Origin of the sequence: Butyricicoccus sp. AM78-15b2TA, from assembly GCF_027665985.1 — a bacterium.
GTDB lineage: Bacteria > Bacillota > Clostridia > Oscillospirales > Butyricicoccaceae > Agathobaculum > Agathobaculum butyriciproducens.
This window is the reverse complement of sequence record NZ_JAQEHY010000006.1, coordinates 101,609-120,550: the sequence shown is the minus strand read 5'-3', so window position 1 is coordinate 120,550 and position 18,942 is coordinate 101,609. Positions and strand designations below refer to the sequence as shown.

The 18,942-nt window shown below is 55.5% G+C and carries 15 protein-coding genes and 1 pseudogene; 8 read left to right on the top strand and 8 right to left on the bottom strand.

Annotation, left to right across the window (positions count from 1 at the left end; translation table 11 throughout):
• Nucleotides 1-46: 46 nt before the first annotated feature.
• From PGS25_RS07745 to PGS25_RS15655, 7 genes and pseudogenes are all read left to right on the top strand, one after another.
• Nucleotides 47-1,078 (top strand): LacI family DNA-binding transcriptional regulator, encoded by a 1,032-nt coding sequence (locus tag PGS25_RS07745; RefSeq protein ID WP_270418199.1) that lies wholly within the window; start codon nt 47-49, stop codon nt 1,076-1,078.
• A 152-nt stretch (nt 1,079-1,230) separates the two neighbouring features.
• Nucleotides 1,231-2,745, top strand: coding sequence for a sugar ABC transporter ATP-binding protein (locus PGS25_RS07740; protein WP_270418197.1), 1,515 nt, complete (start codon nt 1,231-1,233; stop codon nt 2,743-2,745).
• Nucleotides 2,742-3,710 carry an ABC transporter permease gene (locus tag PGS25_RS07735; protein ID WP_119189983.1) on the top strand — a complete coding sequence of 323 codons (969 nt, stop codon included), beginning with the start codon at nt 2,742-2,744 and terminating at the stop codon, nt 3,708-3,710. The genes PGS25_RS07740 and PGS25_RS07735 overlap by 4 nt, the downstream gene beginning before the upstream one ends.
• A gap of 100 nt (nt 3,711-3,810) precedes the next feature.
• The gene (locus tag PGS25_RS07730; RefSeq protein WP_270418195.1) at nt 3,811-4,794 is read left to right on the top strand and encodes a sugar ABC transporter substrate-binding protein; all 984 of its coding nucleotides are present in this window, start codon (nt 3,811-3,813) and stop codon (nt 4,792-4,794) included.
• Nucleotides 4,795-4,893: 99 nt separating this feature from the next.
• Entirely contained in the window at nt 4,894-5,904 is a 1,011-nt protein-coding gene (locus PGS25_RS07725; RefSeq protein ID WP_270418194.1) for a Gfo/Idh/MocA family protein, read from the top strand.
• 118 nt (nt 5,905-6,022) lie between these two features.
• Complete coding sequence (locus tag PGS25_RS07720; protein WP_270418193.1) at nt 6,023-6,961, top strand: sugar phosphate isomerase/epimerase family protein; 939 nt, start codon at nt 6,023-6,025, stop codon at nt 6,959-6,961.
• A gap of 487 nt (nt 6,962-7,448) precedes the next feature.
• Nucleotides 7,449-7,532, top strand: a pseudogene (locus PGS25_RS15655) (IS3 family transposase); the annotation flags it as partial.
• A gap of 139 nt (nt 7,533-7,671) precedes the next feature.
• Here the strand turns inward: PGS25_RS15655 and pepF are convergent.
• The 5 genes from pepF to PGS25_RS07695 all read right to left on the bottom strand — a co-directional run bounded on the left by pepF (nt 7,672) and on the right by PGS25_RS07695 (nt 12,426).
• On the bottom strand, nt 7,672-9,471 hold the full coding sequence (pepF, locus tag PGS25_RS07715; protein ID WP_270418192.1) for an oligoendopeptidase F: 1,800 nt from the start codon (nt 9,469-9,471) through the stop codon (nt 7,672-7,674).
• Nucleotides 9,472-9,597: 126 nt separating this feature from the next.
• Nucleotides 9,598-10,065 carry a regulatory protein RecX gene (locus tag PGS25_RS07710; protein WP_270418191.1) on the bottom strand — a complete coding sequence of 156 codons (468 nt, stop codon included), beginning with the start codon at nt 10,063-10,065 and terminating at the stop codon, nt 9,598-9,600.
• The gene (recA, locus tag PGS25_RS07705; RefSeq protein ID WP_110435667.1) at nt 10,065-11,237 is read right to left on the bottom strand and encodes a recombinase RecA; all 1,173 of its coding nucleotides are present in this window, start codon (nt 11,235-11,237) and stop codon (nt 10,065-10,067) included. Before recA ends, PGS25_RS07710 begins: the two co-directional genes overlap by 1 nt.
• A 179-nt stretch (nt 11,238-11,416) precedes the next feature.
• A complete protein-coding gene (locus tag PGS25_RS07700) occupies nt 11,417-11,800 on the bottom strand; it encodes a metal-dependent transcriptional regulator (protein ID WP_110435666.1) in 384 nt (127 codons plus the stop codon).
• A gap of 155 nt (nt 11,801-11,955) precedes the next feature.
• Complete coding sequence (locus PGS25_RS07695; RefSeq protein WP_118479829.1) at nt 11,956-12,426, bottom strand: DUF4282 domain-containing protein; 471 nt, start codon at nt 12,424-12,426, stop codon at nt 11,956-11,958.
• Nucleotides 12,427-12,768: 342 nt separating this feature from the next.
• On the opposite strand from PGS25_RS07695, the gene aguA reads away from it, so the two are divergent.
• Nucleotides 12,769-13,863, top strand: coding sequence for an agmatine deiminase (aguA, locus tag PGS25_RS07690; RefSeq protein ID WP_270418190.1), 1,095 nt, complete (start codon nt 12,769-12,771; stop codon nt 13,861-13,863).
• 43 nt (nt 13,864-13,906) lie between these two features.
• Here the strand turns inward: aguA and trpS are convergent, their stop codons facing one another.
• The 3 genes from trpS to PGS25_RS07675 all read right to left on the bottom strand — a co-directional run bounded on the left by trpS (nt 13,907) and on the right by PGS25_RS07675 (nt 18,605).
• The gene (gene trpS / locus PGS25_RS07685; RefSeq protein WP_270418189.1) at nt 13,907-14,968 is read right to left on the bottom strand and encodes a tryptophan--tRNA ligase; all 1,062 of its coding nucleotides are present in this window, start codon (nt 14,966-14,968) and stop codon (nt 13,907-13,909) included.
• 14 nt (nt 14,969-14,982) lie between these two features.
• Nucleotides 14,983-15,549 carry a TetR/AcrR family transcriptional regulator gene (locus PGS25_RS07680; RefSeq protein ID WP_119194600.1) on the bottom strand — a complete coding sequence of 189 codons (567 nt, stop codon included), beginning with the start codon at nt 15,547-15,549 and terminating at the stop codon, nt 14,983-14,985.
• Between the two features lie 251 nt (nt 15,550-15,800).
• Nucleotides 15,801-18,605 carry a L,D-transpeptidase family protein gene (locus tag PGS25_RS07675; RefSeq protein ID WP_270418188.1) on the bottom strand — a complete coding sequence of 935 codons (2,805 nt, stop codon included), beginning with the start codon at nt 18,603-18,605 and terminating at the stop codon, nt 15,801-15,803.
• Between the last annotated feature and the right edge of the window lie 337 nt (nt 18,606-18,942).

The following is an 18,942-nucleotide window of genomic DNA, read 5'->3' as shown; positions in this document are numbered from 1 at the left end:
AACTGCCGGATATGCTATTATTTACCGGAGAGGAAGTGAAAGCCCGATGAAAGTAACGATCAAGGAAATCGCAGAACGTGCGGGCGTTCACCGAGCTACGGTAGATAAGGTCCTGCATAACCGGGTCGGTGTAAGCGATGAAGTGAGAATGAAGGTGCAGCACATCATCAATGAGATGGGCTACACGCCGAATCCTGCCGGCCGCGTACTGCAAAAGCAGGGCAAGAAGTACCGCATCGAAGCGATACTGGTCGAGGTTGACGCACTGCCGTTCCTCAAGGCCGGTATCGAGCAGGGCGTACACAATCAGGTCGGCTTTGATATTGAAGTCACCTACGCCATCAGCAAATTTCAGGATGCCGAACGGCAGAAGGAATTTATTGATAACGCTATCGCCGCAAGGGCGGACGGCATCATCATCAGCCCGATCAATTCCGAGCGCGTCCGAAAGGCGATCGACAGAGCGGTGGATTCCGGGATACCGGTCGTTGCCACCAACGCCGATATCGACGGGACAAAGCGAACCTGCTGCGTCGGCATCAACAACCGCAAGGCCGCCCGCATTGCAGGCCGTCTGATGGGTCAGTTCCTCGGCGGCAAAGGAAAGATCGCAGTGGTTTCCAGCGCGATCGCCTCCGAGAACAACAACTATTACGTTCGGGTCCGTGAAACCGAATTTGCGGACTTCATCCATAAAGAATATCCGGACATCGAGATCATCACCACGCTGGACAGCTTTGAGGATCCGCAGATCACTTACGAAAAGACAGTCAAACTTCTGCGGGATTACCAAGACCTGCAAGGTATCTACATCACCTGCGGCGGCGTCTCCCAAGTGGGACGGGCGCTGGAGGAGAGCGGGAGAGCGAAAGACATCCGCGTGATCTCCTTTGAGGATTACCCCGAGGTTGTAGACCTCATCCGAAAGGATGTTATCGACTGTACGCTTGCCGGAGAGCTCCAGCAGCAGGGCGAGATACCGGTACAGATCATCATGGATTATCTGGTATTCGGCAAGGAACCCGAACAGCAGCAGATTTTTACCGATATTCGCGTACTGGTAAAGGAAAGCCTGTAAATCAGTTGAAAAAAATATTTGCTTTCTGGAGCAAATATTTTTTACAGGGTTACGAGCACGAGCTCGTTCCCGAAATATTTTTTTAGAGAAGAACGAGCACGAGCTCGCAATTCGCGCAAAGAGAAGAAACGGAGAAAGAAGGAGGAAGCAGCATGGCAAATCCAGAGTATGTACTGGAAATGCGGGATATTGTAAAGGTATTTCCCGGCGTGCGTGCGCTGGACGGCGTTAAACTGCAGGTTCGGCCCGGCAAGGTGCACGTTATCTGCGGCGAGAACGGCGCAGGTAAATCCACGCTGATGAAGATCATCAACGGTACTTACGTTGCCGATGAGGGCGAGATGTTCTATAAGGGCGAGAAGATCGGTCCCCACACCGTGCAGGATACCCTCAAAATGGGCATCGCAATGATCTATCAGGAGCTCAATCCGGTGCTCGAAATGACCATCGCAGAGAACATCTGGCTGGGCCGCGAGCCGAGAAAGGGCAGGTTCGTAGACTTCGGCAAGATGCAGAAGGACACGCAGGAGCTGCTCGACAAGCTGGATATGCCGTACAAGGCAAATCAGAAGATGTACGAGCTGTCCATCGCAGGCCACCAGCTGGTCGAGATCGCAAAGGCAATCTCGTGCAACGCATCGGTCATCATCATGGATGAGCCGTCCTCGGCCATCGGTGACGAGGAGATCAACGTATTGTTCAAGCAGATCTTCTCCCTCCGGGAACAGGGCGTAGCGATTTTGTACATCACCCACAAGATGGACGAGATCTTCCGCATCGCGGACGACATCACCATCATCCGCGACGGCCAGTGGATCGAAACCGGTCTGGCAACCGATTACAACCCGGATAAGCTGGTCGCCCGCATGGTAGGCCGCGAGATTACCAACGTATTCCCCAAGGACACCACGGTGCCGATCGGCGACGTTATCTTTGAGGTAAAGGAGCTGACACAGGAAAAGGCCGACGGCGGCCGCTTCCGAAACATCAACTTCCAGCTCCGCGCAGGCGAGATCCTCGGCTTTGCCGGTCTGGTAGGCGCAGGCCGAAGTGAGGTCATGCGTGCCATCTTTGGTCTGGATCCCATCTCCTCCGGTTCGGTTTATCTGAACGGCAGGGAAGTGCACATCAAGAACACCCGTGATGCCATCAACCACGGCATCGCAATGGTAAACGAGGACCGCCGTACCTACGGTCTGGTGCTCGGCCGCAGCATCCACCACAACGTATCGCTGGTAAACCTGAAGAAATATACCAAGGGCCTGATTGATGACAGGAAGATCAGCAAGGACGTTGAAAAGATGCGTGAGCTGCTTCAGATCAAGATCGCAAACGAAGATGTGGAAGCAGGCACGCTCTCCGGCGGCAACCAGCAGAAGGTCGTACTGGCCAAGTGGCTGGTAGGCGATGTTAAGGTCATGATCCTCGACGAGCCGACCCGAGGCATCGACGTCGGCGCAAAGTCCGAAATTCACAAGCTGATGACAAAGTTTGCTCGTGAGGGTATGGGCATCATCATGATCTCTTCCGAGCTGCCTGAGGTCCTCGGCATGAGCGACCGTGTGGTTGTTATGCAGGAGGGTATTATCCAGGGTACTCTGGATCGTTCAGAAGCAACGCAGGAAAGCATTATGAAACTGGCTACGAGGGGAGTAGGAAAACAATGAGCAAACAGGCAGAGAAGAAGTTTAATTTCGGTCAATTCTATGGCAAATACGGTATCGCACTGATCTTTGTTGTAATTTTCATCGCAGCATCGCTTTTCGTTCCAGGCTTTCTGAGCACGTATAATCTCAAGAGCATCCTGCTGGCGATCGCCTGCACAACAGTGCTTGGCTTCGGTGCAACATTCATCATCATTCTGGGCCACATCAACATCGCGTACGGCTCGGAAATCGCGTTTATAGGCTGTATCGCCTGCATGGTTGACGTTGCCACCGGTTCCGTATGGGCCGCTATCGCAGTAGCACTTGTAATCGGCGTTGTACTCGGCGCTTTGACCGGCTTTATCATCACAAAATTCAGTATTCCGGCATTTATCATGACCCTCGCACTAACCGAAGCTGCCCGCGGCGGTGCGGTACTGGTAACCAAGGGCAACACGATCTCCGGCATTTCCAGCGGCTTTACCTTTATGGGCCAGGGCTATGTAGGCCCGATCCCGATGGCGGTTATCATCCTGCTGATCTGCTTCGCAATCATGTGGGTCATCCTCAACAAGACTCCGTACGGCCGCTACATCTACGCGGTAGGCGGCAACTCCAAGGCAGCGGAGGCTTCCGGTATCAGTCCGAAGTCCGTAACCTTTAAGGCATACCTGCTTGATGGTGCACTGGTCGGCGTCGGCAGCCTGCTGCTGATGGGCCGTCTGAACTCCGGTGTTCCGGGCGCCGGCCTCTCCTATGAGATGGACGCCATCACCGCTGTTATCGTAGGCGGTACCTCGATGTCCGGCGGCTCTGGCACGCTGCTTGGTACGCTGGTAGGTGCTATCATCGTTGGTATCATCAACAACGTACAGACCCTGATGGGCGTTGACTCCAACATCCAGAAGATCGTCAAGGGTGTTATCATCGTCGGCGCGGTTATCATCGACGTAGTTACCAAAAATTCTGCGAAGAAGGCACGCTAATCCCAAACTGTTGTATTCAATTTTGTGCGGAGGCTCCGCTTCCGCACAGATTGGTAAAGAGAAGAAGAAACGAGAAATGATAATTTAGGAGGAAATTATTATGAAAATCTGGAAACGCATCGGCGCAATGGCAATGGTAACGGCATTTTCGGCACTGGCACTCACCGGTTGCGGCGGCGGCAGCAGCAGCGGCGGTGATTCCGCAGGCAGCGACGGCTGGAATATCGGCTATGTAAACCTTGCCGATACCGACGTATTCTGCATGGCTCGTGAGAGCGCGTTGACCACAGAGCTTGATGGTACCGGTTACTCCGTATCGTTCTCTGACGGCAACAACGACAACCAGAAGCAGATCGACCAGACCAACGCATTCCTCGCAAAGGGTGTTGACGCGCTCATCCTCGTACCAGCTGACTCGGATGCAATCGCTCCGGCTATCTCAGCTGCGAACAGCAATGGCACTCCGGTTATCTGCCTCGGCATCAAGGCGAACTCCGGTGACTTCACCTTCGTAGGATCCGAGAACTACGACTCCGGCCACATGCAGGGCGAGTACATGGCAGAAAACCTGCCGCAGGGCGCTAAGGTTCTGTATCTGGCAGGCACCGCTGGTCTGCAGCACTCCGCTGACCGCCGTCAGGGCTTCAAGGATGCTCTGAGCGAAGCAGGCCGCGATGACATCACCATTCTGGCTGACCAGGACGGCGATTACGTTAAGGACGAAGCAATGCGTATCTGCGACGCTTGGATTCAGACTTACGCTTCGGGCGGCAAGGCCGATTTCGACGCAGTTGTATGTGCAAACGACCAGATGGCTCTGGGTGCTGTGGAATCCCTGAAGGGCGCAGGTCTGCTGACCAATGCCGGTGAGATCCTCATTACCGGTGTTGACGGCTCCGACGACGGTCTGAAGGCTGTTAAGGACGGCTATATGTGCCAGACCGTTCTGCAGGATGCAGCAGGTCAGGCTAAGGCTACCCACGAAGTTCTCGAGAAGCTGAAGAACGGTGAGACTCCGGACAAGGAAGTTATCGTTCCGTTCCAGTCCATCACCAAGGACAATGTTGACGAGTACCTGAAGTAAGCATCACTTCATTTCGACCACATCTAATGCATATCACTTTTCCCCCCTGCGGGGCAGTCCCGCAGGGAGGAGAACAAGCAGCCAAAAGGAGAATATACCATGGAAACTTTGAGAATTGGTCTTGTAGGCACCGGCGGCATTGGCCGCACCCATATCGAGCGCATTAACAACACCCTGCAGGGCGGCAAAGTTGTTGCTTGTGCAGATCCGGCAAGTGCATTCGGTATGTCCGTTGCCGAGAAGTACGACATCAAGGGCTTTGAGAACCCGATCGATATGATCAACGATTCCGAGATCGATGCAGTCATGTGCACCACCTCTGATCCGTATCACGAGGAATATGTTCTGGCCTCCATCGCAGCCGGCAAGTATGTGTTCTGCGAGAAGCCGCTCGCTCCCAAGGCAGACGCGTGCAAGCGCATCGTTGAGGCGGAGATGAAGGCAGGTAGGAAGCTGGTTCAGGTCGGCTTCATGCGCCGCTATGACGAAGGCTACAAGCAGCTGAAGGCAGCGGTTGACAGCGGCAAGTACGGCGAAGCCCTGTTGCTGCACTGCGCACACCGCAACCCGTCTGTTCCGGATGACTGGGACAACTCCATGGCAGTTGAGAACTCCATGGTTCACGAAATCGACGTTCTGCGCTGGCTGCTCGGCGAGGATTACGCTACCGCTGAGGTTCGCTACGGCAAGTCCACCAACAACGGTCCGAAGGACCTGCACGACCCGCAGATCATGATCTTGACCACCAAGTCCGGCGTCCGCATCGACGTTGAATCCTTCGTAAATAACAAGAATGACTACGACATCAAGTGCGAGATCGTATGTGACGGCGCGGTGCTCAACATGCCGAAGCCGAATTACATCTCGGTAAACGCAAATGCAACCACCGGTCAGGCAATGTACACGGATTGCTTCCAGCGCTTTGCAGATGCATATAACGCAGAGATCCAGACCTGGATCAACGCTTCCAAGGCAGGCTACGTTGACGGCCCGACCGCATGGGATGGCTACTGCTGCCAGGTTGCTGCGGCTGCAGCTTCCAAGGCACGCGAAACCCAGACCATCCAGCCGGTCGTATACGACGAGATGCCGGATTTCTACAAGAAGTAATTCAATTATTTTATATCACTTTAGCATTTTCACTTAGACCCTAACTTCTCTCTTTTTTCTTCGGCGGGTGTGCGGCAATCCGCGCACCCGTTGCCTATTTTCAGGAGGTAATCTTTATATGAAACTCGCAATTTGCACGGATGTTTTTGCTGATCTGTCCTACACGGACATGCTCGATAAGATAAAGTCTCTCGGTATCGACGCGGTTGAGATGACCGCAGGCGGCTGGGGTGCGCGCAAGCACTGCAACACCGCGGAGCTGCTTGCGGACGAAGGCAAGCGCAAGGAATTCATGGGCGAGCTCGAGAAGCGCGGCATGCGTATTTCTGCTCTGAACACGTCCTGCAACCCGCTTTGGCCGAGCAAGACCGGTGAGGAATACAAGAAGTCCATGTACGACTGCGCTACGCTGGCAGGTCTGCTGGGCGTTAAGAAAATCGTTGCCATGGCAGGTCTGCCGGCCGGCAACGAGACCGACACCACCCCGAACTGGATCACCTCTACCGTTTCCTGGCCGGACTTTATGGCTCCGGCTTACGAGTACCAGTGGAAGGTAACCATCGAGTTCTGGAATGAGTTCATCGCACACTGCAAGAAGTGCGGCATCGAGCACATCGCTATCGAGGAGTTCCCGGGCACCATGGTTTGGTCTGCTTCGACCCTGCTCAAGCTGCGTGAGGCTACCGACCCGATGCTCGGTATCAACCTCGACCCGTCCCACATGATGGTTCTGGGTGCTGACCCGATCGCAGCTGCACGTGCTCTGAAGGGCTGCATCTTCCACGTTCACGGCAAGGATGCCCGTATCGAGCGTGGTCTGGCTGACACCGACGGCATTCTGGAGCCGCGTCCTGTTACCGAGTCCGCTGACCGCGTATGGAACTACGTTGCAGTCGGCTGCGGCAAGGATCTGCAGTGGTGGAAGGAATTCTTCTCTGTATGCCACATGATGGGCTACGACGGCGACGTTTCGCTCGAGATGGAGGACCTGACCATGACCGTTGATGCCGGTGTCAACACCTCGATCGACGCACTGCGTCAGACCATCAGCCAGTAATTTTACAGTTCGCCGTCTTTACGGCAATGCTTCATCTGTTAAAACCCCGGTCTGCACTTGTTTGCAGACCGGGGTTTTTGATGAGGGATATGATTATATTGATATACATATTCCCAATTTTGATGGTATGTACACCAAACGATTGAAAGCATATAAACATATACGCATTTATTTGCTATCCATAAGCGGCCACTGTTCTTGAGGCAGATTACTTGGTTTGCTTACAGCGGTCAATCCCTTCTTCTCCTACAGTTTGTGGGCGGGAGAAGGTGAATGCGTTATGAAGGGAAAAGCATTTCGTCTTTTTATTTGTGTGGTCATCGTACTGCACATTTCCCTTATAAATGCGCGATGACCGCTCGGATGGGACCCGAACGGTCATCGACTTAATGATGATCTAAAAGGTGATTGATCGTGGAACAGTGTCCACCATTTCTATGTTTATTATACGCTCACGGCTCTGCCTTTGTCAAGGTAGAGCTTGGACTACTACAACAACCGCAGGATCAAGGCAAAGCTAAAGGGCCTGCCGCCTGCAATTCACAGACAGCAAGCCCTTTCGGCTGCTTGAACAATTTTTGCGTTGAATTTTTGTCTAACTTTTGGGGGTCATTCACGACCGAGTGTGCATTTTCTTTACTTTAATCGAGTGTTGCAGACAATGAAAAATACAAAAATCAACGTCATTCTCTATTTTCCATTCTAAATGCTCAATTCAGGATCTTTTCCATCTCAGAGATCATTTCATCAAACAGCTTTGTTGCGTCTTCAATCGGCTTCGGACTTGCCATATCCACGCCCGCGCCGCGCAGCAGCGTGATCGGGTCGGCAGAGCAGCCGCCGGACAGGAAGCCGAGGTAATCCTTCACCGCTGGTTCACCCTCCCGCAGAATGCGGCGCGAAAGTGCAATGGCAGCGGCGTAGCCGGTTGCGTACTGGTAAACGTAGTAATCGTAGTAGAAGTGCGGAATACGCGCCCATTCAAGCGAAATCTCCTCATCTACGTTCATTTCCGGTCCGAAATACTGCTCGTTCAGCTTTTTGTACATTGCGCAGAGCGCTTCGGCGGTCGTGCCCTCGCCGCGCTGGGTCATTTCGTTGGCGGCAAGCTCGAACTCAGCGAACATGGTCTGACGGTACAGCGTGCCGCGGAACTGCTCAAGGAAGTGGTTGATGAGGTACGCGCGCTCCTTCTTATCGGTCGTGACGGACAGCAGGTATTCCATCAGCAGGGCCTCGTTGCAGGTGGATGCAACCTCAGCAACAAAGATAACGTAATCCTGATACGCGGTCGGCTGGGTCTTGTTGGACAGGTACGAGTGGATGGAGTGGCCCATCTCATGCACAAGTGTGAACACGTCGTCGAGCGTGCCCTTGAAGTTGAGCAGCACATACGGGTGTACGCGCGCACCTGCCGAGTACGCGCCCGAGCGCTTGCCCTCGTTCTCGTACACGTCGATCCAACCGTTTGCAAAGCCTTCGCGGAGCAGATTCAGGTAGTCCTCGCCGAGCGGCGCGAGCGCCTTCAGTGCGATCTCCTTGGCCTCCTCGAACGTGAATTTCATTTCCACGCCGTCCACGACCGGCACATACAGGTCGTACATGTGCAGTTCGTCCACGCTGAGCAGCTTCTTTCTCAGCGCAACATAGCGGTACATGGGCGCAAACGAGCGGTGCACCGCATCGATCAGGTTGCGGTAAATTTCGGTCGGCACTTCGTTGCCGTCAAGGGCGGCATCCAGCGTTGAGGGGTACTTGCGGACATTCGCAAAGAACAGCAGCTGCTTGAGCTGCGCGGACAGCGTTGCCGCCGAGGTGTTGCGGAACTGGCCGTACACCGAGTACAGCGAATCGAACGCGGACTTTCGCAGTACACGGTCGTAGGACTGCATGAGCGGGATGAACGTGCTGTGCGTGACGGGGTGCTTATTGCCGTCCTTGTCCACCGCGTCCGGGAATTTGAGGTCGGCGTCGTTGAGCATGGAGTAAATGTCATCCGGGCTGGCGGCCATTTCGCCTGCAGCGGCGAGGATTGCCTCCTCCTTGTCAGACAGCACATGCTCTCGGCGGCGGCGAATGCGGTCGATATTCAGGCGGTACAGCTCCAGCTCGGGTGCTTCGGCGTACAGACGGTTCATGTCCTCATCACTGATGGCGAGCAGCTCAGGGGTCTCAAACGCGGCGGCAGACTGAATTTCGACCGCGAAGCGCGTCACCTGGCTGACCATCTCCTGATACGCGGCGACGCGGGTGTCTTCATCGCTGCGGCGCTGCGCGTAGTGTACGAGCGCGTCAAATGCAAGGCTGATTTCATCATCCAGACGGAAAAAAGACAGCAGAGCAGCGCCGCTTTCGGCCAGTCTGCCGCGGAATGCGGTGATGCGCGGAAGGAACTCCTTGGCCTTCGCTAACGCGGCACGCCAGTCATCGTCGGTCGCAAACAGATCCTGAATCGCCCATTTGTCCTTTTCGGGCACATCTGCGCGGACGGGAATTTTATTGGTTTCCATGGAAATACTTCCTTTCCGGTAGAGTTTTCTCCTCTTATTATGATACTCCAACCGCGGGATTCATGCAAGCGATTTACCGCGATAAAATAAAACATCCCGCTTTCCTTGCAAAAAGCGGGATGTTTGTTATTCTTTCTCCGGCAGCGAACTGCCGTAGGTTTCGAGTGCACGCTTGATATCATTCCACGCAAAACCGCGACGCTGGAGTGCCGCAACGGCTTTTTCGACCTCTTTTCGATCGGAAACGTCACCGCGCAGGCGTTTTTCGAGCAGAGCCAGCATTTGCGCCTCATCCGGGGAGAAGGTCTGCATAGCCGCTTCTGCGGTGTCGCGGTCTATGCCGCGGCGGGTCAGCTCCTGTCGGATGCGTGCCGCGCCGTAGCCCTTGCGCTTGTAGCCGCGCACAACGCTTTCCGCGAACAGCGCGTCATTGAGCATGCTGCGTTCGGTCAGCCACGCAAGCGCGTAATCGGCGGCTTCCTCATCGTGCCCCTTGGCAAGCAGCTTGTCGCGCAGCATTTTCGCACTCAATGCCCGATAAGACAGCTGTTTTGCCGCTATATCGAGGGCTGCGCGGTATTTATCCTCGCTCATTATTCTTCGTCGAGGTCATCAAAATCGTCCGCGTCGATGGAGACTGCCTTGGAGGACGACGGACGCGGTGCCTTATCCGCAGGTTTTTCGGCCTTCTCGGTCGGCACAGCAGCGGAAGGACGTGCCGCATGGCTCTGCGCCAGCTTGCTGCGCTCCTCGGCTACCTTTTCCATGATCTGCTTCTGTACGTCATCCGCGATGTCCGGATGATCCTTGAAATACTGCTTGGCAGCATCACGGCCCTGACCCAGACGGGTATCGCCCATGGAGAACCACGCGCCGGATTTGTTGAGGATGCCGAATTCCACGCCGAGATCGACCAGCTCGCTCGTGCGGGAAATACCTTCGCCGTACATAATATCGAACTCAGCCTGCTTGAACGGGGGAGCGACCTTGTTTTTTACAACCTTTACGCGGGTGTGGCTGCCGATCAGCTCGGTGCCGTTTTTCAGATGCTCCACGCGGCGAACCTCCATGCGGACAGACGCATAGAACTTGAGCGCACGGCCGCCGGTGGTGACCTCCGGATTGCCGTAAATGACGCCGACCTTCTCACGCAGCTGGTTGATAAAGATGGCTACGCACTGGCTCTTGGCGATCGAGCCGGCCAGCTTGCGCATCGCCTGACTCATCATGCGGGCATGCAGACCGACGAAGGAATCGCCCATTTCGCCTTCGATTTCGGCGCGCGGCGTCAGCGCGGCAACCGAGTCGATAACCACGATGTCGATCGCGCCCGAGCGCACAAGCGCTTCCGCAATGTCCAGACCCTGCTCACCGGTGTCCGGCTGGGAGACCAGCAGGCTGTCAATGTCAACGCCGAGTGCCTTGGCGTAAACCGGGTCGAGCGCGTGCTCGGCGTCGATAAACGCAGCCGTGCCGCCCAGCTTCTGTGCCTCTGCAACGCTGTGCAGCGCAACCGTGGTCTTACCGGAGGATTCCGGTCCGTAGATCTCAATGATTCGGCCGCGCGGCAGACCGCCGATGCCGAGTGCGAGATCCAGACCGATCGAGCCGGTCGGGATGTGTTCGATGTTCATGCCGGTGTTTTCGCCCAGACGCATAACCGAGCCTTTGCCGAACTGCTTTTCGATCTGACCGAGCGCAGCGGCAAGTGCTTTCTTCTTATCAGCCGCAGGAGCGACCGGTTCCAACTGCTTTTTGGTAGCCATGATAGCATTTCCTCCTGAAAAAGTTACAAATATGCAAGCCGCAGAGCGGCGGTGTATTCGGATTCGATACACCCATTATAACAGGGTGCCGATTTGAATGCAATGATTTTATCGAAAATTTGTTCGATAAAATTTGATATAAAAAATCCTGCCTGAAAAGGCAGGATTTTCAACGGGTCTTATTTACCCTGTGCGTCGATATACGCCTTCGCATGCTGCTTGAGCTTGTCGAAGGTTTCCTCGCTCAGCACATGCTCGATGCGGCACGCATCCTCAGCGGCGGTCTCAGCGTCCACGCCGAGAGCGGTGAGGAACGCGGTGAGCACGGTGTGGCGCTCGTAAATGCTGGTGGCAATCTGCATGCCGGATTCGGTCAGTCCCAGCAGACCATTCTGGTCGATGGAAACGTAACCGTTATCGCGCAGCAGGCCAACGGCACGGCTGATGCTCGGCTTGGAAAAGCCGGTGTAGTGCGCAACGTCGATCGAGCGCACCTGTCCATTTTTCTGCGTCAGAACCAGGATGGCTTCCAGGTAGTTTTCCGCGCTTTCCTGAATTTTCAATGCACGGACCTCCTTTTTTAAGATACTCTTTTCTGTAGGGCAGCACATGGGTTGGTCCTGCCGCGAAATTCTGTAATAGTATATCTATTTTATCATGACTTGCGTGTTTTTGCAATCTGCGTTGAACAAATTTCAAGCGGAAACAGCGGTCTGTGTTACGGCTGATCGGGCGGGAGCGGATTTTCCGGTGTATTCTGCGGCTCGGGCTGCGGTGCGGGAGCCGGCTGCTCGAACGGCTGCGGCTCGGGCATTTTGCGGTCAATGCTGCGCAGGGTGCGGTGCATGCTGAACAGCATCATAATAAATTCATAGCCGAGCCGTGCAGCAATATTTCCGACGATAAACAGCAGGATCGCCCAGAAAAAGTGGAAAAACAGCAGAATAACGCTGTAAACAGCCAGCGCAGCGACCGTCATGCAGTACAGGATTTTCAGCAGACCCTCGGTGTATGCGTGCCGGAAATTGAGAAAATCATGCAGCTTTGCTGCCGCGCCGTGGTAGTGATTCGGCTTGCGGACAAACAGCGTGTACAGCGCGATGCCGCCCGCAAGAATCAGTAAAAGTGCCAGAATCGGCAGAATCATTGAGAAAAGCGGTGTGTATGTATAGGTGTAAGCGTAATTCATGGTATGCACCTCTCCTTTGGAAATGGGTTGATACATTTTTAGTGTACCATATTCTGCGGGGTTGATAAAGGGAAAGTTGAATAATTGAGAATGGAAAATGGAGAATGGAGAATGCAGGTGAGGGGAAAATCGGTGTATTTATCAGGTGAGAATGGCGTTATCATTAAGAAACGGCGGCAATCGTGGAATTGCAGGGGCGGCCGGCGACCGCCCGCATACCGTTAAATATTACGTTCATTTTCCATTCTCCATTCTCAATTTTTCATTTCAAACCGCCTACGACCATTGCAAATTCCATCAAAATGTTGTACTCTTGATGTACCACCGAACAGGAGAGATACCATGAAAATTTTGCACACTACACCCGCGCAGGACGGGTTTTATATGCCTGCGGAGTTTGCACCGCATGAGGGCTGCCTGATGATCTGGCCGGAACGCGCCGACAGCTGGCAGTACGGCGCCTATGCGGCCCGGAAAGCCTTTCTGCGTGTGATCGAGACGATTTCCGAAAGCGAAAGCATGACCGTGCTCTGCTCGGAAGGGCAGTATGACAACGCGCGTGCGCAGCTGCCCGACCGCGTTCGTCTGGTCGTGATGGAGACTGACGATGCGTGGGCGCGTGATGTTGGCCCGACCTTTGTTATCAACGGCAGGGGAGAGCGCCGCGGCATCGACTGGGGATTTAACGCGTGGGGCGGCGATGTGGACGGCCTGTATCCCTCGTGGGAGAAGGACAACCGCGTGGCGCGCAAGTTCTGCGACCTGGTCAGCAACGACGTATACGACAAACGCGATTTCATTTGCGAGGGCGGCTCCATCCACTCGGACGGCGAGGGCACCGCGCTCGTCACCGAAGCCTGCCTGCTGAGCGCGGGACGCAATCCCGATCTCACAAAGACTCAAATTGAGCAGGTTTTGTGCGATTATCTGGGCGTTTCCAAGGTGATCTGGCTGCCGCGCGGTATTTACAACGACGAGACCAACGAGCACGTTGACAACGTATGCGCTTTCACGGCTCCGGGCGAGGTTGTGCTCGCGTGGACGGATGACGAGACCGACCCGCAGTATGCGCTCTCCAAGGCCAGTCTGGATGCACTGGAAGCTGCGACCGATGCCAGGGGACGCAGAATCAGGGTGCACAAGCTGCCGCTGCCCAAGCCGGTGACTATCACCGCGGAGGAGTGCGACGGCCTTGACCTGTGCGACGGCGAGCCGACCCGTACCCCGGGAGAGCGTCTGGCGGCAAGCTACGTCAACTTCTACATTGCGAACGAGGCTGTTGTCATGCCCGCCTTCGGTGACCCGATGGATGAAAAAGCGCAGGCTATCCTGCAGGAGCTTTTCCCGACCCGTAAGGTGGTTGCGATTCCGGCCCGCGATATCCTCATCGGCGGCGGCAATATCCACTGTGTGACCCAGCAAATCCCGAAAATCTAACAGAAAGGACGAACCAAGCGGTTCGTCCTTTATTTTGTTGTTTTTACTTGAGCAGGCCGTTATCGGTGAAATAGTCGATCTTCATCGCGTGACGGACTCGATCGAGCGTGCCCTGAGCAGTCTCAGCGGCGATTTCGCTGCCCTTCTTGAGAATCTCGTAGACTTCAGGCAGGCGACCCTCCCACTGCGCACGGCGCTCACGCATGGGCGACAGCAGAGACTGCATGACGTTGTTCAGGAACTTCTTCACCTTCACATCGCCGAGTCCGCCGCGCTGGTAGTGCGCTTTCAGCTCGTCAAGGTTCTGGTAGTCCGGCAGGAATTCTGCGAAGTGCTCCGGCTGGCAGAACGCATCCAGATAGGTGAACACGGTATTGCCCTCCAGCTTGCCGGGATCCTGCACGCGGATATGGTCCGGATCGGTGTACATGGACATGATCTTCTCACGAACGACCTCCTCCGGATCTGCAAGGTAGATGCAGTTGCCGAGCGACTTGCTCATCTTCGCCTTGCCGTCCGTGCCGGGCAGACGCATGCAGGCGTTGTTGGAGGGAAGAACAATCTGCGGCATCGTCAGCGTTTCGCCGTAAACCGTGTTGAACTTGTGCACGATTTCGCGGCACTGCTCGAGCATCGGCTCCTGGTCCTCGCCGACCGGAACAGCCGTAGCGTTGAATGCGGTGATGTCCGCTGCCTGACTGATCGGATAGCAGAAAAAACCGACCGGAATGCTGGCTTCAAAGTTGCGCATCTGAATCTCTGCCTTAACGGTAGGGTTGCGCTGTACACGGGACACCGTGACAAGGTTCATGTAGTAGAACGTCAGCTCGGTCAGTTGCGGCACCATGGACTGGATGAAGATGTTCGACTTTTCCGGGTCAATGCCGACCGCAAGATAGTCCAGCGCGACCTTCATAATGTTCTGGCGCACGCGCTCCGGGTGCTCGGCGTTGTCGGTCAGCGCCTGTGCGTCCGCAATCATGATGTAAATTTCGTCATATTTTCCGGAATTCTGCAGCTTCACGCGCTCGGCCAGTGAGCCGACGTAGTGGCCGACATGCAGGTTGCCGGTCGGGCGGTCGCCCGTAAGAATGATCTGTTTCATATCGTAAACGCTCCTTAAAATTCGTTTTTCAGACAGGTTTTCCAGTTTTCGGGCAGTTCCACGTTGGAGGAAATCCACATGGCGAACATGCCGTTGAGCATCGTCCAGTAGCGCAGAAGCCGCCATCGTGCCTCATCCTGCGGAATGCCTTGCTTTTCCGCGATAGCGACAGCCACACGGCGGAAAACGGAAAACGGCGGGTAGTTGCCCTCGATCGGCTCAAGCGAGAACGTCAGCTTCTGGGATGCGTTGCGGAAATACGCGCTGAAATACGTCGGGTTGCGCATGTAAAAATCCAGATAGGCGGTGCCGAGCTGCTCCATGGTCTGCGGCAGGCTTTCGTCCAGACCGCTGAGCGTCAGCTCGAGTGTGCGCGTCAGCTCCTGCATGACGTAGGCACGGCAGGCGTCGATCAGGCGCTCCTTGCTGTCAAAGTGGCGGTAGATGGCGTTGTGACTCACGCCGCACTGCGTTGCCAGCCGTCGGAGAGAAAGATTTTCAAGGCCGTCCTGCGAGATCAGCGTGACCGCCTCCTCCAGCAGCTTGCTTTTCAGATTTCCGTGATGATACTGATCGGCCATTTGCTCACCTCGTTGTTTGTTGTGATGGGTTTATTATAGCCCCCGATGTTGTCGGCGTCAACATTAAAATGTCACAACGATAACCAATTACATTTGCGAAAAATGCGTATAAAATGACGAATTGCATTATCATGGTGAGAATTTATCGTTGCGATGCAAGACAGGATGTTGATGATGTACACACTGTTTTGCGGCAAAAAACACCGATACTCTCCGGAAAAACGGAGAATATCGGTGTTTGCAGCTGCGGTTTAGTAGATTACGACAGTCGAACCGATCGGTACGTTGTTGTAAATCCAGTTGATGTCGTTGTGCTTCATGCGTACACAGCCGTGCGAAACCGGATAGCCGCTGCTGAAGTCGTATTCGGTATCGGTGCCGGGATAGCACAGGCGGGAGTGGAACGCGTAGCCGGTGCCCGGGTAGAAGCCTACAACCGGACGAACCGTGTAAGTACCGGTGGTCCAGCCTGCCTTCAGCTTGTAGCTGACGGTGGTCACGCCGACCGGAGTCGGGGTGGAGGCAGCGCCGGTGCCGACGATAAAGCTCTTGGTCAGCTTCCAGTTGCCCTTGGAGCCGGTGAATACGTTTACATGCTGGTATGCGCGGTTGATCCAGACCAGATAATTGGTGTTGCTGGAGTAGCCCTTGGCGTTGATCCAGACCTCCTTGGTGGTGGTGGAGTAGTCGTTGTTAGCCGCGTAGGACGTGGTGTAGTTGCCGCGGTAAACCGAGGATACCTGCTTGAGGATAGCGGCAGCATCGCGCTGTGCATACCACTCGGCAGAGTAATTCTCGATCGGAACGGTCTTCTGGGCGTAAACCTGCTCGGTCTCGCCGGTGGACGGGTTGTCGTAGAGCAGCTTGAAGCCGATCGCCGTGCTGGTCTTCATATTCTTGGTGAAGGTGAAGGTGCTGGTGTGGCTGGAGGTCTTGTCGTTGGTCAGCTCGAAGCTGTTGTTCGTGCAGCCCTTGATCGCGGAGCCGTCCTGATACCAGATTGCAGTGCAGGTAACGCCTTCCTTTACGCCGGAGAAGCTGACCTTGGCAGTCAGCGAGCCGCCGGCCTTAACCTTATCTGGAACGGTCATCGTGATCTGAACGCCATCCAGACCGGGATCGATGTTGTCGATCGTGTGGTCGGCCTTAGCCGTTACCGTGCAGCCGACCATGCGGGTGTCTACGGTGCCGATCTTGCCGGTGCCGTCAACCGTGGTGTTCTTGCCGGCCAGAACCATCGTGCCGACCGTGCCGGACAGCGTGATGCGGTTGCCGGAGCCGCGCAGTACGGAAACGGTATCCGCGTCGCCCTTGAGCAGGATGGTGTTGTTGCTGCCGGTGATGGTGATGGCATCCGAGGTCATGCCTTCGAGCACGATCGTGCGGCCGGAAGCGGTGATCTCGATGTTGGAGACTGCGCCGTTGTAGCCAACGGAGCCGCCCTTGCCCGCGATAATGAGCGTGTTTACGGACGAAGTGCTGTCCATCTTAACATCAGCCGTGCCTGCCGGATCAACAGCAAGCGTAGAGATGCTGGTCTGCTTGGTAGCATTCAGTACAGCGCGCTCCTCGCCCTTGAGGACGATGCGGTGCGAGCTGCTGACGGAATCGAGCGAAATTTCATTCGTGGGAGCGGCAAAGATCCAGTCGCCGTCTGCGACAGCACCGGTCAGAGCGATGCTCGGATTGGTGAGTACGGTGCCGCCGGCCAGCTCAGTCGGTGCGCTGTCTGCGTTGGTGGCAGCTGCAATGCGCACGATCATGGTGACGAACTGTGCACGGGTCAGCTTGTTCGACGGAGACAGTTTGGTAGCAGAGGTACCGTTTACAACGCCCTGGCTGATCAGAGCGGCAGCAGCCTGCTTCTGCTCGGTAGTCATGGAGGAGGTATCGGTGAAGCTGCTCAGCTCATCGGTAGCGGTCTCTGCGCGGTCGTACGCGAACGCACGAGCCATCAGCACGAAAGCCTCGGCACGGGTAGCTGCAGTGTCAAAGCTGCGGTTGTCGTTTGCGGTGATCAGGCCGAGGTGGATGGCCTTGCCCAGATCCTCGCTGTACCATGCGGACTGCTGGCTGGCAGCCAGACCGGATACACTATCGGCCTGCGTTGCGCCAAGCGCACGGTTGAGGATAACGATAGCCTCGGAACGCTTGACCGAGTTGTTCGGCATAATTTTGCCGTTGATGCCCTTCAGAAGACCCAGCTCAACACCCTTGCGCAGCGAAGCGGCAGCCCAGTGACCGTCGATGTCCGGGAAATCCGTGGTCGCCGGCTCGGAAGGTGTGGTCGGGTCAGTCGGAGTCGTGGGTTCGGTGGGAGTGGTCGGAGTCGTCGGTTCGGTGGTCGTCGGAACGGCGGTCTGCTCCAGTGCAAACGGGAGCGGATCGAGCATCAGATACTGCGGCATGTACTTAGATGCACCGGCACGCAGCGGATCGGAATCGCCGCCGATCACCAGCTTGTTGTCGGAGAAGCTGTCGTCCACCAGCATGCGGAAGGTGGTGGTGCCCCAGTGGAAGATGAGCCACTGCGCCTTGTCAGCGTCGTTCTTGCTGTCCGCAAGGTATGCCTTTACCTTGTTGTGGGCCTCGGTCAGCTTGGTCTTGCCGGAGTCGGTCAGGTCGATCTCAACGGCTTCTGCGCCGTTCTCGGTGGTTGCCTTGGCAGAGGCAAAATCTGCACGGTCGAACTGCCACTCCTCGTTCAGAAAGTCGGTCACACTGCACAGACGGCGGTCGCCCAGACGAGCGGCCCAGTAAGCGGCAGTGTTGCCGGTAGCTGTTTTCGGAATGGAAACGGTGATCACATCGCCGGAAACGGCGGCAGACGCGCCGGTCAGACCCTCAAGCTGCATGCGCTGCGAGATGATCTTCTGCGCTGCTGCCAGATCGGTCTGGAGAGCGGTGCTGTCGTACTCGCTGCCGGTGATCGGCTTGAACGCAAACGTCAGCGCGTTTGCAGCCTTGGTGGTCGCCGAATCATTTACGGCAAAAGCAGTGGTGAACAGCATCATGGCGGCCAGCAGACCGCTGAAAATGCGTTTTGTCAACTTCAAAATACTATCCCCTTTTTGACAGTTGCAGAATGCGGACATTCTGCCTTACCTTATTATCATTACCTATATTTTACGTTCCTGACCAGAGCTTGTCAAGACGAGTAAGGTTTCAGTTCCGAAACATTTCGCTGTCCGCTGGGGACGGCGTACCCACACCGAGAGGGCAAGAGGGGAGACACCTGCGGTTTTGCCCGTAGGCCACTAAACCTTATTCCCGCGCCGTGCGCGGATTAAATGAGTGCGTACCCTCTTGACTCCCGTTTCCCTTGGGAGAGCACGGCGAAAATCGGAGAACTGAGACTCGCCAGGGGGAACGGCTGTACTGCTCAGCTTCCGT

Excerpts from the sequence above, each read along its gene's own strand:
- PGS25_RS07745 (WP_270418199.1), top strand. The coding sequence starts at position 47 with ATGAAAGTAACGATCAAGGAAATCGCAGAACGTGCGGGCGTTCACCGA.
- PGS25_RS07740 (WP_270418197.1), top strand. The coding sequence starts at position 1,231 with ATGGCAAATCCAGAGTATGTACTGGAAATGCGGGATATTGTAAAGGTA.
- PGS25_RS07735 (WP_119189983.1), top strand. The coding sequence starts at position 2,742 with ATGAGCAAACAGGCAGAGAAGAAGTTTAATTTCGGTCAATTCTATGGC.
- PGS25_RS07730 (WP_270418195.1), top strand. The coding sequence starts at position 3,811 with ATGAAAATCTGGAAACGCATCGGCGCAATGGCAATGGTAACGGCATTT.
- PGS25_RS07725 (WP_270418194.1), top strand. The coding sequence starts at position 4,894 with ATGGAAACTTTGAGAATTGGTCTTGTAGGCACCGGCGGCATTGGCCGC.
- PGS25_RS07720 (WP_270418193.1), top strand. The coding sequence starts at position 6,023 with ATGAAACTCGCAATTTGCACGGATGTTTTTGCTGATCTGTCCTACACG.
- pepF (WP_270418192.1), bottom strand. The coding sequence starts at position 9,471 with ATGGAAACCAATAAAATTCCCGTCCGCGCAGATGTGCCCGAAAAGGAC.
- PGS25_RS07710 (WP_270418191.1), bottom strand. The coding sequence starts at position 10,065 with ATGAGCGAGGATAAATACCGCGCAGCCCTCGATATAGCGGCAAAACAG.
- recA (WP_110435667.1), bottom strand. The coding sequence starts at position 11,237 with ATGGCTACCAAAAAGCAGTTGGAACCGGTCGCTCCTGCGGCTGATAAG.
- PGS25_RS07695 (WP_118479829.1), bottom strand. The coding sequence starts at position 12,426 with ATGAATTACGCTTACACCTATACATACACACCGCTTTTCTCAATGATT.
- aguA (WP_270418190.1), top strand. The coding sequence starts at position 12,769 with ATGAAAATTTTGCACACTACACCCGCGCAGGACGGGTTTTATATGCCT.
- trpS (WP_270418189.1), bottom strand. The coding sequence starts at position 14,968 with ATGAAACAGATCATTCTTACGGGCGACCGCCCGACCGGCAACCTGCAT.
- PGS25_RS07680 (WP_119194600.1), bottom strand. The coding sequence starts at position 15,549 with ATGGCCGATCAGTATCATCACGGAAATCTGAAAAGCAAGCTGCTGGAG.